The organism is Bradyrhizobium sp. 956_D2_N1_4 (assembly GCF_052076025.1).
Taxonomy (GTDB): domain Bacteria; phylum Pseudomonadota; class Alphaproteobacteria; order Rhizobiales; family Xanthobacteraceae; genus Bradyrhizobium; species Bradyrhizobium barranii.
On record NZ_CP197237.1, the window covers coordinates 1,811,841 to 1,828,054 of the forward strand.

A 16,214-nucleotide genomic window follows, 5' to 3' on the forward strand; every position below is an offset into this window, starting at 1 on the left:
TGCGGTTATTTGCGGGTCCGCTACGCCAAATGATACTTTAGGGAATTGCTCGAAGTTTATTTGTTGGTGATCAATTGATGTTGGAGCGGCAAGGGCGGGGGCCTGTAGCTTCAATCGCGGGAATTTTGGGGGCGGCAGGTTAGGGAGCGCCCGATGCGTCGTGCGACTGTAGTGATTGCAGACCGACACCCAATGGTTTTGCAGGGTCTCGCAAGTGTTCTCGGTTCAGAATCCGATTTTGAGGTCGTTGCATCCTGCGGCGATGCTGCGAGTTGCATCCAGGCAATTTTGACGCTTGCGCCCGACATAGCGATCATGGATGCGGCAATGCCGGAGCTGACCGCGCTGATGAACAATTCGCTCAGCCATTCGGACAGCCGACCAACGCGGTTTGTGTTCTTCGCGCCCAGCGAGGACTATGATCTTGTGTTGGCGGGCGCCCCCGCCGGGTACAGTGTCCTTCTCAAGGAGATGACAGGCCAAGCCGTGGTGCAAGGCTTGCGAGACATTGCCAACGGCCAGACCGTTGTTCCGTTATCACCCACCGATCAGGCCGCGCCTCGCGAGCAGAGTCCGAATCCGGAAAGTGCGCTCGCGGTGCTCACCGAGCGCGAGCGGCAGATCATGCGCCTGGTCTCTCGTGGCCTGTCCAACAAGGAAATCGGCCGCCGGCTCAACATTGCGGATGGCACCATCAAGGTTCACCTCCACAACATTTTCCAGAAGCTTGAAATCGGCAATCGCACTGCGCTTGCTGCCCTCGCCATCTCGCAGGATGACCGCGCCAATTCGGCGCAGGACAAACCGGCGCATGCTGGATCGGATCCGGTGCCCGGGGAGCGCTAAGACATCATATCGCACTGTTTGCAGTGCGATATGCGGGCATTTCGCCGAAGCCCAGCCGAGCGACTATTGCACCTTCAGATTGCGCAAGCGCCGGCAGAGCTGCGTTTTCGGTCTCTTATCCCTCGATGGAGAACTGAAGAACGAACAGCGACCGGCCGCCAAGCTCGGGGCTGTCGCTGACTTCCACCTGCCAGGAAATGTAATGCAGGAGTGGGTCCATCACGTCGTGCTTGAGGATCTCGCCGCTCAGTTCGATCGCAGTAGTCCGTGCCGCGGAAATGTCGGGGAGATCAAGTCCGACATCGTCGAGCACTGAATGACCGTCGTGGATATGAAAGAAATACCGCGGCATGGATGTCTCCGGACAACGCGAACATTCCGATGACTGCAGCGAGCCCCCCGCATCACGGTCGAGATTTCGCATCGCAGGGGCGCGCATAGCAAGCGGCTATTCTAGGAGGGCTCAATCATCATTGATGGGTACCCCGACGTTGATCTCTATGATCACGAATTCAGAATGAACAATTGCTTCTCGAGGACTACGATGATGTTGCGTCGACGGAGCCCACTTCGGCGCAGCGTTGCGGCCCCGGCCCTGCGAATCCCCAATGCCCCCGCCGGGGCCGCGCTCTTTTCGCAAGTCCCGCCTGGTCGTCCATCACCGCCGCGCAGAAATTGCAACCGATACGCCGATCGCTCGGGAGCGGACGGTTTGACCCTTGGGGAGATGATCTCGAAAAATCATATCCGGTAGTAGTCGCGATACCAGCGGACGAAATTGGATATGCCGGTTTCGATAGGGGTGGAGGGCGAAAACCCGGTATCGCGCATGAGATCGCCAACGTCGGCAAACGTTTCCGGAACATCCCCAGGCTGCATTGGCAGCATTTCCTTCGCCGTGGTTCGTCCCAGCTCTTTCTCGATCAATTCGAGGACGTGCATCAGCGCTTCCGGGCGGTTATTGCCTACATTGTAGAGCTTGGCCGGTGCGCCCGCCGCATCGGCGTTGTCCTCCGGAGCGCGCTCGATCAGCCGCGAGATGACGCGAGTGACGTCGTCGACATAGGTGAAGTCGCGCCGCATCCGGCCATGGTTGAAGAGCTTGATCGGCTTGCCTTTGACGATCGCGTCGGCGAACAGGAATATCGCCATGTCGGGCCGGCCCCACGGGCCGTAGATCGTAAAGAACCGTAAGCCGGTGACCGGGAGCCGGTACAGGTGGCTGTAAGAATGGGCCATCAGCTCGTTGGCTTTCTTCGTCGCGGCATAGAGGCTGACGGGGTGGTCGGCCCTATGCCGGGTCGAAAATGGTAACTCGGCATTGGCGCCGTACACGGACGATGATGATGCGTAGATCAAATGACCACAGGCGTTATGCCTGCAGCCTTCGAGGACGTTGAGGAACCCCTCAAGATTGGCGTCGACATAAGCGTGCGGCTGATCGATCGAATGCCGGACGCCGGCCTGAGCGGCCAAATGGACCACTCTCGCAAAACGATGTTTTGCGAACAACTCGGCCATCGTCGACCGATGTCCAAGATCGATCTGCACGAAGGAAAAACGCGGATCGCGGCGCAGAATGTCGAGACGCGCGCGCTTCAAGGCGGGATCGTAGTAGCTGTTGATGTTGTCCAATCCGACGACACGACGCCCTTCATCGAGCAGTCGACGTGCAACATGAAAACCGATGAAGCCAGCAGCTCCGGTCACCAGGACGTCGTCGGCAACTTGCTCTGAGCGAGATGACATTCGCTGTCCAAGTTAGATGGAGTTCGAACGGCGAAAAAGGCGCCATCGATCGCAGAAAGTTAGCTCTCAATCGCGCCGCATCTCGATTGCGCAAATGAGCGCACCTGACGATGGCGGCGGAGCCGAGCTGCCAGCAGCCGCTCGAACGGGTTACTCCGTGCATCCTCGCCGCTGTCCTCAAATTCCAGGGGCGTAGCGTATTTAATGTCCGAGCGAACCGCGTCATCATCCATTTGCATGAAGATGAAGCCAGGCAAACCTGCAGAGTTGTTTCAGCGGCGGGCTTGCCCGACGTGGCCGTCGGCTTGGAGTACGCGCTGTCGAACGATCGACGTCGGTGACTTGAGCGCAAACGGCGTGGTCAGGGGTGTTTGCGATGAAGATGGTCCGTGTTGATGCTCTCGGCGCGAATGTATCGAGCATCGGTTTCGGCTGCGCGTCGCTCGGAGGGCGCGTTGGGGCTCGCAGGGGGACCGAGGGGCTCGAGCGCGCATACGACGCCGGAATAACCTGGTACGACGTGGCGCCTTCGTATGGCGATGGGATGGCCGAGTCGATCTGGGGCAAATTCGCATCAGGGAAGCGCGGCAGCGTCTATATCTGCACAAAGGTCGGGATGCGCCCGCGTGATACCTCCGCCGTTAAGCGGATCCTGAAGCCGATAGCGCGCGCCGCTCTTGCGGTGTTTCCCGGGATCCAACCGCGCCTCTCCGCAATGAAGTCGAAGCCCTTCAAAGTGCCGCTATCGGCCGAGCTGATCAGGACGAGCATCGAGGATAGCCTGAGGCGACTTCGCACGGATTATGTAGATGTGCTTGCTCTCCACCGTCCCACCCGCGAAGAGGTCGTTCGCGAAGACATCATTCGAGCGGTCGAGCGCATCGTTCAGGACGGGAAAGCCCGCGCAATTTCGATTGCGGGCAATAACGAGGGCGGAATTGACGACCTCCATGAATCTCTACCATATCGGCTGATACAGATCGCGAATAATCCGCTCGAGCCGAATCTTCAGAGATCGACGGAGATTGCGCGGCGCAGGACGTTTGTCACGTATGGATCATTCTCGAGCGTCGATCCGCTTGTCGCGAGGCTGGGATCGGAGAAGGAAATACTGAACGGCCTTTACGAGATGGGATACCGGGGCGACCTCACCGAGATCGCTGCTGCCTTCGTCGTGGATTACGCGCTGGCAACGAACTCTACAGGAGTCTCACTGTTTTCGATGTTTCGGAAAGAGCATCTCGCGTTCAATCTGCGCCGGTCAGCGCAAATCCCGGCGCTTCATCAGCTCAATCGCATCGTCGCCGAGCTCTCGAACGGGCCGCGGCAAACCGAACGATTGGTCATGCGTGCGTCGGTGTAGCGATCAAGTGCGGAGCTTATGGGTATGAGGTCTACTCCGTCATCATCATACAATCGGCGGCTGCGCGTGCTAGAATTCGCGTCCCACGATACTACTCGCCAATGTTGTCGACGATATTCGACAGGCGCGCGGGCGGCCGGGAGGCGGCTAGCTTGAGCGTCTCGCCGAAGCATGCGCAGCAGGGCAGGCCAAAGGTGAGGGGGCCAGGCCGATGCCGTCGCGTTAGGAGATTGCCCGCGATCGCGGTTGCGCCTGGCGGCGCGCTTCGCGGGGCCGTTGGTAGTTGCTCGGAGAGAGGCCATGTGCGGAATTGTTGGTGTCGTCGGGCGGGGCCCAGCCTCTGCTCTTCTTTTGGATGCGCTGAAGCGGCTTGAATATCGCGGATATGACTCAGCCGGTATTGCCACTCTCGAGGACGGTTTGCTGACGCGACGTCGTGCGGTCGGAAAGCTCGTGAACCTCAAGAGTCGGCTCGACTTGGAGCCGCTTGCCGGGCGGATCGGAATTGGTCACACCCGCTGGGCAACGCACGGCCGTCCCGATGAGACGAATGCGCATCCTCACATGGTTGATGGTGTGGCGATCGTGCACAATGGGATCATCGAAAACCATCGAGAGTTGCGCAATGATCTCAAAGCGGCCGGTGCACATTTTGCGACCGAAACCGACTCCGAAGTGGTTGCGCATCTCGTTAGCCGCGAGCGGAAGAACGGATACGAGCCGGTCGCAGCGGTGCGTAAGGTGCTCCCGCGCTTGAGCGGAACGTTCGCGCTCGCCTTCCTGTTCGAGGGGCACGACAATCTCCTGATCGGTGCCCGAAAGGGCTCGCCGCTTGCTGTCGGCTACGGTTGCGGCGAAATGTTCCTGGGGTCGGATGCGATGGCGCTCGCGCCTCTGACGGATATTGTCGCCTACCTTGAGGACGGCGATCTCGCCGTTGTGACCCGAGAGCAGATCGAGTTTATCGACGTGAACGGCGCGCGCCTGCGCCGTACGTCGGCCAAAATCGCTGGTGCCGCCGTGATTGTTCACAAGGGCGAGCATCGCCACTTCATGGCGAAGGAGATTCACGAACAGCCGAAGGTGGTTGGGCAGACGCTTGCGCAATATATCGCGCCCGACGGGAGGATCAGGTTGCCGGCAGGCGTGGATGTGGACTTCGGGACAGTCGATCGCGTGTCGATTGTAGCTTGCGGGACCTCCTTCTACGCCGGTCTGATTGCGAAGTACTGGTTCGAGCGCTACGCCAAGCTCCCGGTCGAGATCGATATTGCTTCGGAGTTCCGCTATCGCGATGTTCCGTTTGGCGCGGGCAATCTGGCGATTTTCGTGTCGCAATCCGGCGAAACGGCCGACACGCTCGCTTCGTTGGAGTTCGCCAAGACCCACGGCCAGCGTATTCTCTCTGTCGTCAACGTGCAAACCTCGACGATGGCTCGTTCGAGCCACATCGTAATGCCCACATTGGCCGGTCCGGAAATAGGGGTCGCATCGACAAAGGCGTTCACCTGTCAGCTGGCAATCTTGCTCTGCATTGCAATCGCTGCCGGTCGTAGTCGCGGTGTGCTCTCGGCCGAAGACGAGCGATCACTCGTCCGGGCCCTTGCCGAGATTCCAGGCTATATGGCGCGCGCGCTCGAACTGGAGCCGAAAGTCCATGAGCTCGCGCGTGAGATCGCCAGGGCCAGAGACGCTCTGTTCATAGGCCGGGGCACCAATTATCCGCTGGCATTGGAGGGTGCCCTCAAGCTCAAGGAGGTCACTTACATTCACGCAGAGGGCTATGCGGCCGGTGAGCTCAAACATGGACCAATCGCGCTGATCGACAAGGGCCTGCCGGTCATCGTCATTGCGCCGTACGACGCGACGTTCGAAAAGACCATGTCGAACATGCAGGAGGTGATCGCCCGTGGGGGCCGCATCATCCTCTTGACCGACGAGAGAGGTGCTTCACTCGCCGCGTCCAGTGGTTGCTCGGTCCTGGCCTTACCGGATATGCCCCCGATCGTGGCGCCGCTGGCTCTCGCGGTGCCGCTACAGCTCCTTGCCTATCACAGTGCCGCGATTATGGGGACCGACGTGGACCAGCCGCGGAATCTCGCGAAGTCCGTGACCGTCGAATAGCCGGTCCGGTCGCGCCACTTCCGCTTCAGAAAGAGGTGCTGTCGAAAGCAGGATGCTGGTCTGACAGACCGGGACGCTCCGAAATGGGTGCCTCTTTCGACCAATCCGCGTTCTCAGCGGCTCGGGGTAAAATCTGGTGGCCTTCGGGCCCAGGTTAAGCACCGACGTCCGCAGGGCAGGCGGCCCCGCTATATTGTAACCGCGTTGGCGGGGCCGCTGCTGCCAAGAAACGAGCTAGGTCCTGGAGGCTGCTTCCATCCGACGAAGCGAGTGGGTCGTCTCGGGGGCGATGCGGCTCGGACTTGAGATACACAACTCCTCAGAACCAGCCGCCTTGCGCGCGCTCCGCAGCCGGATCCTCGCAGACTCTTCGGCATCAGGCGGCAAGGGCAGCCCGTTCAGGGAGTAGTCCTTTCGGGTTATTGGAAGACCGTTCCGCTTCGAGATAGCTTCAGGCAAGCCCGTCCGGTCGACGAGCTCGTTTGGCATGCTACGTGCGCTTCGCGAGGGATCATGTCGGTTTTGACGGGAACGGCCGGCGCGGACATTCGACGTGGTGATATGATTAAGGTGATCAAAGGGAGGCTGTTCCCGGCGCTCCTTTACGAGCAACATGAGGGCGGCGCCGCCGAAGATATTCCCGAGGGCGCCCGTGCCTATTGCCTCAAAGACAAAGTCTGGCGAACGATGCCTCCGGGCTTCCGCCCCTCCTAGAGCTTGCTGGCAAACCAGCATCGCAAAATGGCCGAGCCAGGCTCGGCCAAGTCGTGAGCGGGCCGGGACCGCAACCTCCGCGGTAGGTCTGGACCGACGGCGGAGCGCCGTGTGTGCAGACTAGCTGCAGCTCAGCGGCAACGGCTGGTCGGGGTGCAGCTCGTACCAATCGTAGCAATCTGGATAGGCGCCGTAGAATCCGTATCCGGGTCGATCGCGACCAAAGCGGTGGAACGCATGTTGGCGCAGGCCGATGCCGCCGTTGCCGGCATGACCGCCGAATCCGAGATGTTCGCCGCCAAAGCCTCCATCACGCGCCATGCCGCCGAAATGCGCGCCGCCGCCGCCGAAGCCCATATGTCCGCCGCCAAAGCCACCACCGCCAAAACTGGCGTGGCCGCCGCCGCCAAAGCCACCACCGTGGCCGCCGCCGCCGCCACCGCCGTGCGCCTCGGCCGCTCCGATGGCCAGGGTCGAGGCAAGCGCCGCCGTTGCCAAAATCATGATTGCTCGTTTCATGGGACACTCCTTTCGTGTCGATCTGCCTGGTCATCCATGCAGTCCGCTTCCGCGTCGTGCCGTCGCCAAAAGCTCCTGATGACAAGGCTCGTGATGAAAGGAGAGGTAGGAGCGATGCGCGGCAATCCCACTAAATTCGACTTCAGGAACGAGGCGCACCGGTAGGGAAGTTGACCCTGCCGCGGGGGCCGCGGCCCACAAAGGGGCGGGCTGAACGTTCCGGCCCGCCCCCGTCGTTCGATGAGGAGCGGCCGACCGAGGCGCCCGGCCGGCCAGGGAAATGCCGTGATCAGAAGCTGCCCGTGCCGGGCTCGCAAGGCACGTTGTTGCCGGTCCACGGCGCCGTCGCGAAAGCGCCGACGCGCGGCGCAGGAACGCAGACGCGGCCTCCCTGCTGATAGAAGGGCGCATCCGGTGCGGCCGTATCGGTTGTCATCGCGGGCTGTCGCATGACGGAATGGTGCTCGCGCGCCATGACGGGTCCCCCGAGCACGGCGGCTGCAATCAATCCCGTCGACAAGAGTTTGAGAGTGGTCATTTCGGCTTCTCCTTTGATGACATCAGGCCGACCAAGCGGCTCCCCATCAACGTATGGACGGCCGGGCATTGTCCAAATGCACGAATTGCTCACCGGATTTCAACGGCCTGTGAGCCGACGCGGCGTTGCAAGCACGATCGTGCGAATGCGCAACATCCGTTGCCTTGAGAGTAACGGGAAGCGCATCGCGGGCATATGTTCATGAAAGCGCAGTTCAGAATGGAGGCGGAAGATGATCACGACGACAGCGAGACGTATGGCCATCGCGCTAGCCCTGTTGGCGACGGAGACGGCACGCTTCCTGAATCGCTATTTAGTGGTGCCCCATTCTCCGCAGGACTATCTCGTCAGACAACGAGTGGCCTATGGCAGGCTGGCGCGGCGCCGCGCGTTCAGAGCGGGCGGGCGTTGAACATGACGCTCCGGACCGCCGAGCCCGTGCTCCTCCGCCGCAGGCCGAAACGCCTCGCAGAACGTGGGAGCAGGATCATGACGCGGATTCTTCTGATCGAAGATGATGCCGAAACCGCCGAGGTGATCGTCGCCGAACTCGCCGATCGCGGTTTTGAGGTCCAATGGGCCCCTGACGGCGTCGACGGTCTCGATCGGGCGCGCGCGGCGTGTCCGGATGCCATGATCGTCGATCGCATGCTGCCCGGAATGGACGGGCTGACCGTGATCGAGGCCTTGCGCAAGGATCGGGTCGGGACGCCGGTGCTGGTTCTGAGTGCGCTCGGCGCCGTGGACGATCGGGTGCGCGGATTGCGTATGGGGGGAGACGACTATCTCACCAAGCCGTTCGCGATCATCGAGCTCGTCGCACGCATAGAGGCGTTGTTGCGCCGTCCGATGGACAGCCGCGAGACCACGTTGCATGTCGGGCCGCTGGAGCTCGACCTGATCGAGCGGACCGCGCGACGGGACGAGCGCGAGATCGATCTGTTGCCGCGTGAGTTTCGCCTGCTCGAATACATGATGCGCCGGAGCGATCAGTTGCTCACGCGCGCGATGCTGCTCGAAGAGGTCTGGAACTACAAGTTCGTTCCGGCAACGACGAATCTGATCGACGTGCATATGGGCCGGCTGCGCCACAAGGTCGATGGTCCCGGCGATGCGCAGCTCATCCACAATGTTCGCGGCTCCGGCTTCATTCTGCGTTCGCGCGCATAGAGACGCGAAACCCAGGGGCTCGCGGAGCAAATCTCGGACGAATACAGAGTGCCGGTTCGATGCGCCAGATTCAGTTCATCCGTTCGAACACGTTCCTCTGGGCCCTGGCGGTGGCGGCCGCATTTGCGCTGTTCGTGGTCGGGCTGTTCGCGTTCACCTATTGGAAGCTCGACGACTATCTGATCGCGCGATCCGACCGCATGATCGCGACCCGGATCAACTTCATCGCCGATTTGCCGCCGGGGCGCCGCATCGGAGCGATCTCCGATCATCTCGAGCAGGATTCCAGGGGCGTGCAGTACGCGGGACTTTTCAATGGTGCCGGCACCCGGCTGGCCGGCAACATCGACAGCTTGCCGCGCGCACTCGATCTCGGCGGAGCGGCGCAGGGTGTGCGGCTCGACCTCATCGAGAAATCGGCGGTCCACGGACCGGTCATCAGGGTCGTGGGCAGGCGTCTTGAGAACGGCGATGTCCTGGTGATGGGACGGAATGTCGATGAGACGCACGAGATCTCGAGTGTCGTGGGGCAGGCACTCGCGCTCGGCCTGCTGCCGGCGTTCTGCCTCTGTCTGCTGGCCGGAGCGTGGCTGAGCGTTCGCGCCCAGAGACGCGTGGAGGAGGTGAACCAGCGGGTGCAGCGGATCGTGGCCGGGGAGTTGCGCGAGCGGCTTCCGGAGGACAATTCCGACGATCCGTTCGGGCGACTGGCCAGGATCGTCAACGGCATGCTCGCCGAGATGGAGACCATGATCAACGCGCTTGCCGGTGTCGGCAACGATATCGCCCATGATCTCAGGACGCCGCTCACGCGCGCTCGCCTGGCGCTGGAGCGCGGCCGAACGCATGCGACCACCCTGGAGCAGCTCCAGGAGGTCACGGACAAGGCAATGGCCGGAATCGATCAGTCGCTCGCGATCGTCACCGCCTTGCTGCGCCTCACCGAGATCGAGAACAGTCGCCGCACCGCCGGTTTCGGCAACGTTGCGCTCGACGAGATCCTGCGCGAGGTGTGCGACGTCTATGAGCCCATCGCCGAAGACAAGGGCATCGGGCTTGGCGTCGTCATCGATCGCAATGTGCAGGTGTGGGGCGATCGGGACCTGTTGTTCGAAGCGATGGCCAATCTCGTGGACAATGCCGTCAAGTTCACGCCGCCCGGCGGCCAGGTGAGGCTCGAACTGGTGTCGGAAGACGACACGGCGCTCGTGCGCGTAAGTGACACCGGACCCGGCATCAGCACGCAGGAGCGCGAAGCGGTGCTGCGGCGATTCTATCGTTCCGACAAGATGCGCAATACGCCGGGGGTTGGGCTTGGACTGAGCCTGGTGGCCGCCATCGTCAAGCTGCATGGCTTTCGATTGATCATCGGTCCGGCTCCCGGCGGGCGGATCGAGATCCTTGCCTGGACCGGGAGGGCGAGCAAAGCCGCCGCATGCCGGTCCCGGACCCCAACTCTCGCAACCGTTAATCAGATGTGATGCCCCTCATGATGCGTGATGTTCTCGATGCCATGACATGCCGAGTGACATGCCGAATGTCTGAAGGCGAATTCAGGTTTGTTACGCTCAATTCAGTCGCCTCTGCCTCCGGAGGCTTCCTAGAGTCCGCTCGCCGGTTTCGTATGTGGGAGTGACAGATGCAGATCCGCCCCGAAGGCGTGAGGAATGGTGCCATGGCTGTCGCGGCCGGAGCCCCATCGCCCTCCTTCCTCAGCGCCTATTCCGCGGCCATCAAGCGCTATGAACTGCTTGAGCCCGGTCACGAGCAGCAGCTTGCACGCCGCTGGCGCGAGACGCGGGACCGTGGTGCCGTGAACGCGCTCGTCACGAGTCATCTCCGGCTCGCAGCCAAGGTGGCGCGCGGCTACAAGGGGTACGGTCTGCCCTTGGCCGATGTGATTGCGGAGGCAAATCTCGGCCTCGTCATCGCGGCGTCACGCTTCGAACCCGGCCGCGGTGCGCGGTTCTCCACCTATGCGGTTTGGTGGATCAAGGCCTCGGTTCACGAATACATCCTGCGCTCCTGGTCTCTGGTCAGGATCGGCACGACGGCAGCGCAGAAGAAGCTGTTCTTCAAGCTCCGTAGCGAGATGAGGAAAGCCGCGGGCGGCGCGATGGCGGCGCTCACGCCCGATGTCGCCGAGACGATCGCGGAAAGGCTCGACGTCACGGCGCGTGAGGTGATCGAGATGGATTCCCGCCTGAACGGTGACATGTCGCTGAATGCGCGCGTTGGCGACGACGAGCAGGGAACCGAATGGGAAGCGTTGCTGGTCGATCAGGCGATCGACGCGGAGACGGTACTCGCCGATCATGAGCAGACGGAGCGCCGTACCAACGCCTTGCGCGTTGCGCTGGGCATGCTCACGGCACGCGAGCGTCATATTCTGGAGGCAAGGCGGCTGGCGGAATGCCCGGTTACGCTGGACCAACTCGGCTTCGAGCTTTCGATCTCCAGCGAGCGGGTTCGGCAGATCGAGATCCGCGCCTTTGCCAAGGTCAGGCGAGCCGCAATTCTTGCCGCGCAGGATGCGGCACGCAAGCGCGCCGACGGCGCCTCGGGCTCACGGTCGCGGGAGCTCACCGCTCCATGAGCGATCGAGAAGCGGTGATGCCGGTACGAATGATGTCTGTCCTGCCGCGGAGCATCTGAATTCGTTTTCATTTGAACGGATGCTCTCCCGTCCTCATCTATTCAATGATCCCGCGCAACTTGCTTCAGGCAGAACCACCATGGGAATTGTTCGCTTCGCGCTACGGTTTCCGCACACGTTCTATGTGCTTGCGGCGCTGATCCTGTTTCTCGGCGGCATCGCGATCTGGTCGATGCCGACGGACATTTTTCCGGAGATCCGCATTCCCGTCGTCACGGTGGTGTGGAGCTACACCGGCCTGTCGACGCCCGAGATGGAGCAGCGCGTCAGCACCTACAGCCAGTATTCGATCAGCGCCAATGTCAGCGGCATCAAGAACATCGAGGCGCAAACTCTCAACGGTCTGTCGGTTCAGAAGATCTACTTCCAGCCGGACGTGAATCTCGACCTCGCAATCTCGCAGATCGTCTCGGCAACCAACGCCATCCGCGCCCTGATGCCGCCGGGCATTCAGCCGCCGATCATCGTACAGTTCAATGCATCGAGCGTGCCGGTGCTGCAGCTCAGCCTCGAGTCCAATAGTCTGAACGAGCAGCAACTATACGACTTCGGCATCTACCGTATCCGGCAGCAATTGGCGCCTGTTCCGGGCGTGACGCTGCCCACGCCTGCCGGCGGCAAGTACCGCCAGATCATGGTCGACATCGATCCGAACAAGCTCCTGTCGCGCGGATTGACGCCGCTCGACATCGTCAATGCGGTGAACACCCAAAATCTGACGCTGCCCACCGGGACGACGAAAATCGGCGACACCCAGTACACCGTTCGAACCAATGCCACGCCGGCCTCGATCAAGGATCTCAACATGATCCCGGTCAAGTTCGTGAACGGGGCCACGATCTTCCTGAAGGACGTGGCCCAGGTCCGGGACGGCTCCCAGGTCCAGCAGAACATCGTGCGCGAGGACGGTCATCGCGCCGTACTGCTCAGCGTGATCAAGAACGGAAATGCCTCGACGCTCGCCGTCGTCAACGGGGTGAAGAAGGCCTTGAGTTCGATTCGCGCGTCGGCTCCTGCAGGGCTGAAGATCAACGAGCTGTTCGACCAGTCGGTCTTCGTCACCCATTCGGTGGATGGCGTGCTGCGCGAGGGCGCGATCGCGGCGGGCCTCACGGCGCTGATGATCCTGCTGTTTCTGGGATCGTGGCGATCGACGCTGGTCGTCTTGATCTCGATCCCGCTGGCGATGCTGTCTTCGCTGGTCGTGCTGTATTGTCTCGGCGAGACCTTGAACACGATGACGCTCGGTGGGCTTGCACTCGCGGTCGGCATCCTGGTCGACGATTCCACGGTGACGATCGAGAACACGCACCGACTCTGGACCGAGGAAGGCATGCCGTTGCCCGATGCGACGCTGCACGGGGCGGCTGAAATCGCGGTGCCGACGCTCGTCTCCACGCTCGCAATCAGTTGTGTGTTCACCTCGGTCGTATTTCTGGAAGGGCCGGCCAAATACCTCTTCACCCCGCTGGGTCTGGCGGTGGTGTTCGCGATGCTGGCGTCATATGCGTTGTCGCGAACGCTGACGCCGATCACCATCGGCCTGTTGCTGAAGGGCGAGCGGCGCCATGGCGAGGGCGGAAGCCCGTCGGGCATCTTCGGCCGCGCCTCTGCGATGTTCGAGCGCGGATTCGAACGCCTGCGCAACGGCTATTCCGATTTGCTGTTGACGTTGCTTCGGCGTCGCGTCGTCGTGCCGATCGTCGCGGTGCTGGTGCTGGCCCTCGGCGCCATCATGTTCGTCTATGTCGGCAGGGACTTCTATCCCCTGATCGACGGCGGCCAGATCCAGCTCCACGTTCGCGCGCCTGCGGGCACTCGCATCGAGAAGACGGAAGCAATCTTCCAGGCGGTCGAAGACAAGATCCGCCAAGTGATTCCGGAGCGGGACCGGGCGCTGATCGTCGACAATATCGGGCTTCCGGCGCGTCCCTACAATCTCGCATTCACGGACGGCTCGACGATCGGTGTGAACGACGGCACCATTCTGGTGTCGCTCAAGGATGGGCACAAGCCGACCGCGGACTACGTCAGGAAACTGCGCCAGGTGCTGCCGGCGGCGTTCCCGGAGGACACGTTCTATTTCCAGGCGGCCGACATCGTGACGCAGATCCTGAACTTCGGTCTTCCGGCGCAGATCGATGTCCGCACGGTTGGCTATGGCGACAACAATCTGGCCGTGGCCAAGGAGCTGCAGAAGAGCCTCGCGGCGATCCCCGGTGTCGTCGATGCGCATCTGCAGCAGGAAGTCGATGCTCCGGCGTTCTATGCCGACATCGACCGCACGCGGGCCGCCCAGCTCGGGCTCAACGCCAGCACGGTGGCGACCAATATCAATGTCAGCCTCAGCTCGTCGGCTCAGGTCTCGCCGAACTTCTGGACCGATCCGACGTCGGGCATCCCGTATTATCTGGCCGTGCAGACGCCCGAATACAGGGCCAATTCGCTGAACGCACTGGGAAACACGCCGGTGTCGGCCTCACTTGCCGCGAGCGGGCAGACGGTGCCCGGTCTCCTCAGCAATGTCGCGACGTTCAAGCGGGGGAGTGTCCCCACCAATTCGAACCAGGCCAACGTCCAGCCGGTGTTTGACGTCTATGCGAGCGTCCAGGGTCGCGATCTCGGCGGCGTCGCGGCCGATATCAACAAGGTCACGTCCACACTCCAGAAGCAGCTCCAGCCGGGTAATTCGATCCAGGTCCTGGGACAGATCCAGAGCATGAATCAGTCGTTCCGCAATCTCGGAATCGGCCTGCTGTTTGCCGCGATCCTGGTCTACCTGCTGATGGTCGTGAACTACCAGAACTTCGGCGATCCCTTCGTCGTCATCATGGCGCTGCCGGCGACCTTGTGCGGCATCTTGACGATGCTGTTCATCACCGGAACGACACTGAACGTGCCTTCGCTGATGGGGGCGATCATGGCGGTCGGCGTTGCCTCCGCGAATTCGATCCTGCTCGTGACGTTCGCGCGTGATGAGCAATTGAAGGGACATTCCGCGTTCCAGGCGGCGCTGAGCGCGGGCCGCACCAGGATCCGGCCGGTCCTGATGACTGCTGCCGCGATGATCGTGGGCATGATCCCGATGGCGCTCGGAGGTCCGGGCGAGGAGCAGAACGCCGCGCTCGCGCGCGCTGTGATCGGCGGACTTCTGTTCGCGACCCCGACGACTTTGCTGATCGTGCCGTACCTCTTTGCCATGCTGCGCAAAGGTAACGATGGCAAGCCTCACCACGGCGTATTCGAGGAGCAACCGGAATGAGCGACGTTCGTGTGCGGACCAATGGCGACGAGGCGAGGGACCCGCCCGATGCGGAGAGCCGCCGCATCGTCGAGCTCCCCGGCAAGGCCGCGCCATCCGGACGCCGTTACGGCGGCGCGCTGCTCGGAGGAGGTATGCTTCTGCTGCTCGCGGGCGGTCTCGGCATTGGCGGCTGGCGGCACTATCAGGCGGCGCGTGAGGTCGCTGCAGTGGCGGAGCAGGTGAGAACCGCCATTCCGGAAGTGCGGGTGGCGGTGGTCCGGCCCAGCGGCGACCTGATGAAGGTTACCTTGCCGGCGACGACGACCGCGTTCGAGGCAGCCAATATCTTCGCGCGGACCAGTGGCTATATCGAAAAGCGCTATGTGGATATCGGCGATCGGGTCAAGAAAGGCGATCTTCTCGCGGCAATCACCGCTCCGGAGCTCGACCAGCAGATCGCCCAGGCCCAGGCGACGCTGGCGCAAAACCAGGCCGCCTTGCAGCAGGCGCAAGCGAGCCGGGAGCTTGCCGACGTCACCAATGCGCGCGACAGCAATCTGGTCAAGCAAGGCTGGCTGACGGCACAGCAGGGGGACAACGATCGTCTCACCCTGCGTGCACAGCAGGCGGCCGTGGGTGTCGCCCAGTCGAACATCACGGCGCAGGAGGCCCAGATTCGAGTCCTTCAGCAGGAGAAAGCCTACCAGCGCGTGGTGGCGCCGTTCGACGGCGTGATCACACAGCGCAACGTGGACAATGGCAGCCTGGTGCAGGCCGGGTCGACCTTCATGTTCACGCTGATGCATTCCAATGTGATCCGAACCCAGGTTTTCGTGCCGCAGGACGAGGCCTTCGGAGTTGGACCGGGCGTCGACGCGGATATTCGCGTCCCCGAGATTCCGGGGCGGACGTTTCCGGGGAAAGTCACGCGCATCGCAAGCGCATTGCAGCCGGGAAGCCGAACTCTGCTGACCGAGATCGACGTGCCCAATCCGGACGGTGCCTTAAGTCCCGGTATCTACTGCACGGTCGAGCTGTCGATCCCACGCAAGACGCCGTCGATGACCGTCTCGTCCGATGCGCTCGTCTTCGATCAGAACGGTCTTCATGTCGCGGTCGTGCGGAATGGCACCGTTCATCTGCAGCACGTCTCGATCGCGCGGGACTTGGGCACCACAATTGAAGTGCGCGAGGGCCTACAGCCCGGCGACCAGGTCGTGCTCAATCCGGCGGTGAACCTGGCGGAGGGCAGCAAGGTCACCATTCGCAAGGTCGAGGTCAGTTAGGAGCA

13 protein-coding genes are annotated in these 16,214 nt (G+C 62.1%); 9 read left to right on the plus strand and 4 right to left on the minus strand.

Annotation, left to right across the window (positions count from 1 at the left end; genetic code table 11):
• Positions 1-153: 153 nt before the first annotated feature.
• Complete coding sequence (locus AB7535_RS08130; protein WP_075019340.1) at positions 154-846, plus strand: LuxR C-terminal-related transcriptional regulator; 693 nt, start codon at positions 154-156, stop codon at positions 844-846.
• Positions 847-961: 115 nt separating this feature from the next.
• Here the strand turns inward: AB7535_RS08130 and AB7535_RS08135 are convergent, their stop codons facing one another.
• Together AB7535_RS08135 and AB7535_RS08140 are read right to left on the minus strand one after the other, a co-directional pair.
• Positions 962-1,198: a DUF6894 family protein gene (locus AB7535_RS08135; RefSeq protein ID WP_028147263.1), complete on the minus strand. Its 237-nt coding sequence runs from the start codon at positions 1,196-1,198 to the stop codon at positions 962-964.
• 389 nt (positions 1,199-1,587) lie between these two features.
• Positions 1,588-2,595 (minus strand): NAD-dependent epimerase, encoded by a 1,008-nt coding sequence (locus AB7535_RS08140; RefSeq protein WP_085401022.1) that lies wholly within the window; start codon positions 2,593-2,595, stop codon positions 1,588-1,590.
• Between the two features lie 376 nt (positions 2,596-2,971).
• Here AB7535_RS08140 and AB7535_RS08145 point away from each other — a divergent pair, with 376 nt between their 5' ends.
• The 3 genes from AB7535_RS08145 to AB7535_RS08155 all read left to right on the plus strand — a co-directional run bounded on the left by AB7535_RS08145 (position 2,972) and on the right by AB7535_RS08155 (position 6,796).
• Positions 2,972-3,958 carry an aldo/keto reductase gene (locus AB7535_RS08145; RefSeq protein WP_244623237.1) on the plus strand — a complete coding sequence of 329 codons (987 nt, stop codon included), beginning with the start codon at positions 2,972-2,974 and terminating at the stop codon, positions 3,956-3,958.
• A 300-nt stretch (positions 3,959-4,258) separates the two neighbouring features.
• Entirely contained in the window at positions 4,259-6,082 is a 1,824-nt protein-coding gene (glmS, locus tag AB7535_RS08150; RefSeq protein WP_085401027.1) for a glutamine--fructose-6-phosphate transaminase (isomerizing), read from the plus strand.
• Between the two features lie 513 nt (positions 6,083-6,595).
• On the plus strand, positions 6,596-6,796 hold the full coding sequence (locus AB7535_RS08155; protein ID WP_063984312.1) for a hypothetical protein: 201 nt from the start codon (positions 6,596-6,598) through the stop codon (positions 6,794-6,796).
• A gap of 120 nt (positions 6,797-6,916) precedes the next feature.
• On the opposite strand, the gene AB7535_RS08160 is transcribed toward AB7535_RS08155, so the two are convergent.
• Together AB7535_RS08160 and AB7535_RS08165 are read right to left on the minus strand one after the other, a co-directional pair.
• A complete protein-coding gene (locus AB7535_RS08160) occupies positions 6,917-7,315 on the minus strand; it encodes a hypothetical protein (protein WP_135215372.1) in 399 nt (132 codons plus the stop codon).
• 289 nt (positions 7,316-7,604) lie between these two features.
• Positions 7,605-7,853, minus strand: a complete 249-nt coding sequence (locus AB7535_RS08165) for a hypothetical protein (protein ID WP_071915339.1) — start codon at positions 7,851-7,853, stop codon at positions 7,605-7,607.
• A 489-nt stretch (positions 7,854-8,342) separates the two neighbouring features.
• On the opposite strand from AB7535_RS08165, the gene AB7535_RS08170 reads away from it, so the two are divergent.
• From AB7535_RS08170 to AB7535_RS08190, 5 genes are all read left to right on the plus strand, one after another.
• Complete coding sequence (locus AB7535_RS08170) at positions 8,343-9,023, plus strand: response regulator transcription factor (RefSeq protein WP_085401050.1); 681 nt, start codon at positions 8,343-8,345, stop codon at positions 9,021-9,023.
• Between the two features lie 59 nt (positions 9,024-9,082).
• Positions 9,083-10,504, plus strand: a complete 1,422-nt coding sequence (locus tag AB7535_RS08175) for a sensor histidine kinase (RefSeq protein ID WP_085401032.1) — start codon at positions 9,083-9,085, stop codon at positions 10,502-10,504.
• A gap of 194 nt (positions 10,505-10,698) precedes the next feature.
• A complete protein-coding gene (gene rpoH, locus AB7535_RS08180) occupies positions 10,699-11,619 on the plus strand; it encodes an RNA polymerase sigma factor RpoH (RefSeq protein ID WP_085401051.1) in 921 nt (306 codons plus the stop codon).
• A gap of 139 nt (positions 11,620-11,758) precedes the next feature.
• A complete protein-coding gene (locus AB7535_RS08185) occupies positions 11,759-14,941 on the plus strand; it encodes an efflux RND transporter permease subunit (RefSeq protein ID WP_085401034.1) in 3,183 nt (1,060 codons plus the stop codon).
• Entirely contained in the window at positions 14,938-16,209 is a 1,272-nt protein-coding gene (locus tag AB7535_RS08190; protein ID WP_439037265.1) for an efflux RND transporter periplasmic adaptor subunit, read from the plus strand. Before AB7535_RS08185 ends, AB7535_RS08190 begins: the two co-directional genes overlap by 4 nt.
• The last annotated feature ends 5 nt before the right edge of the window (positions 16,210-16,214 follow it).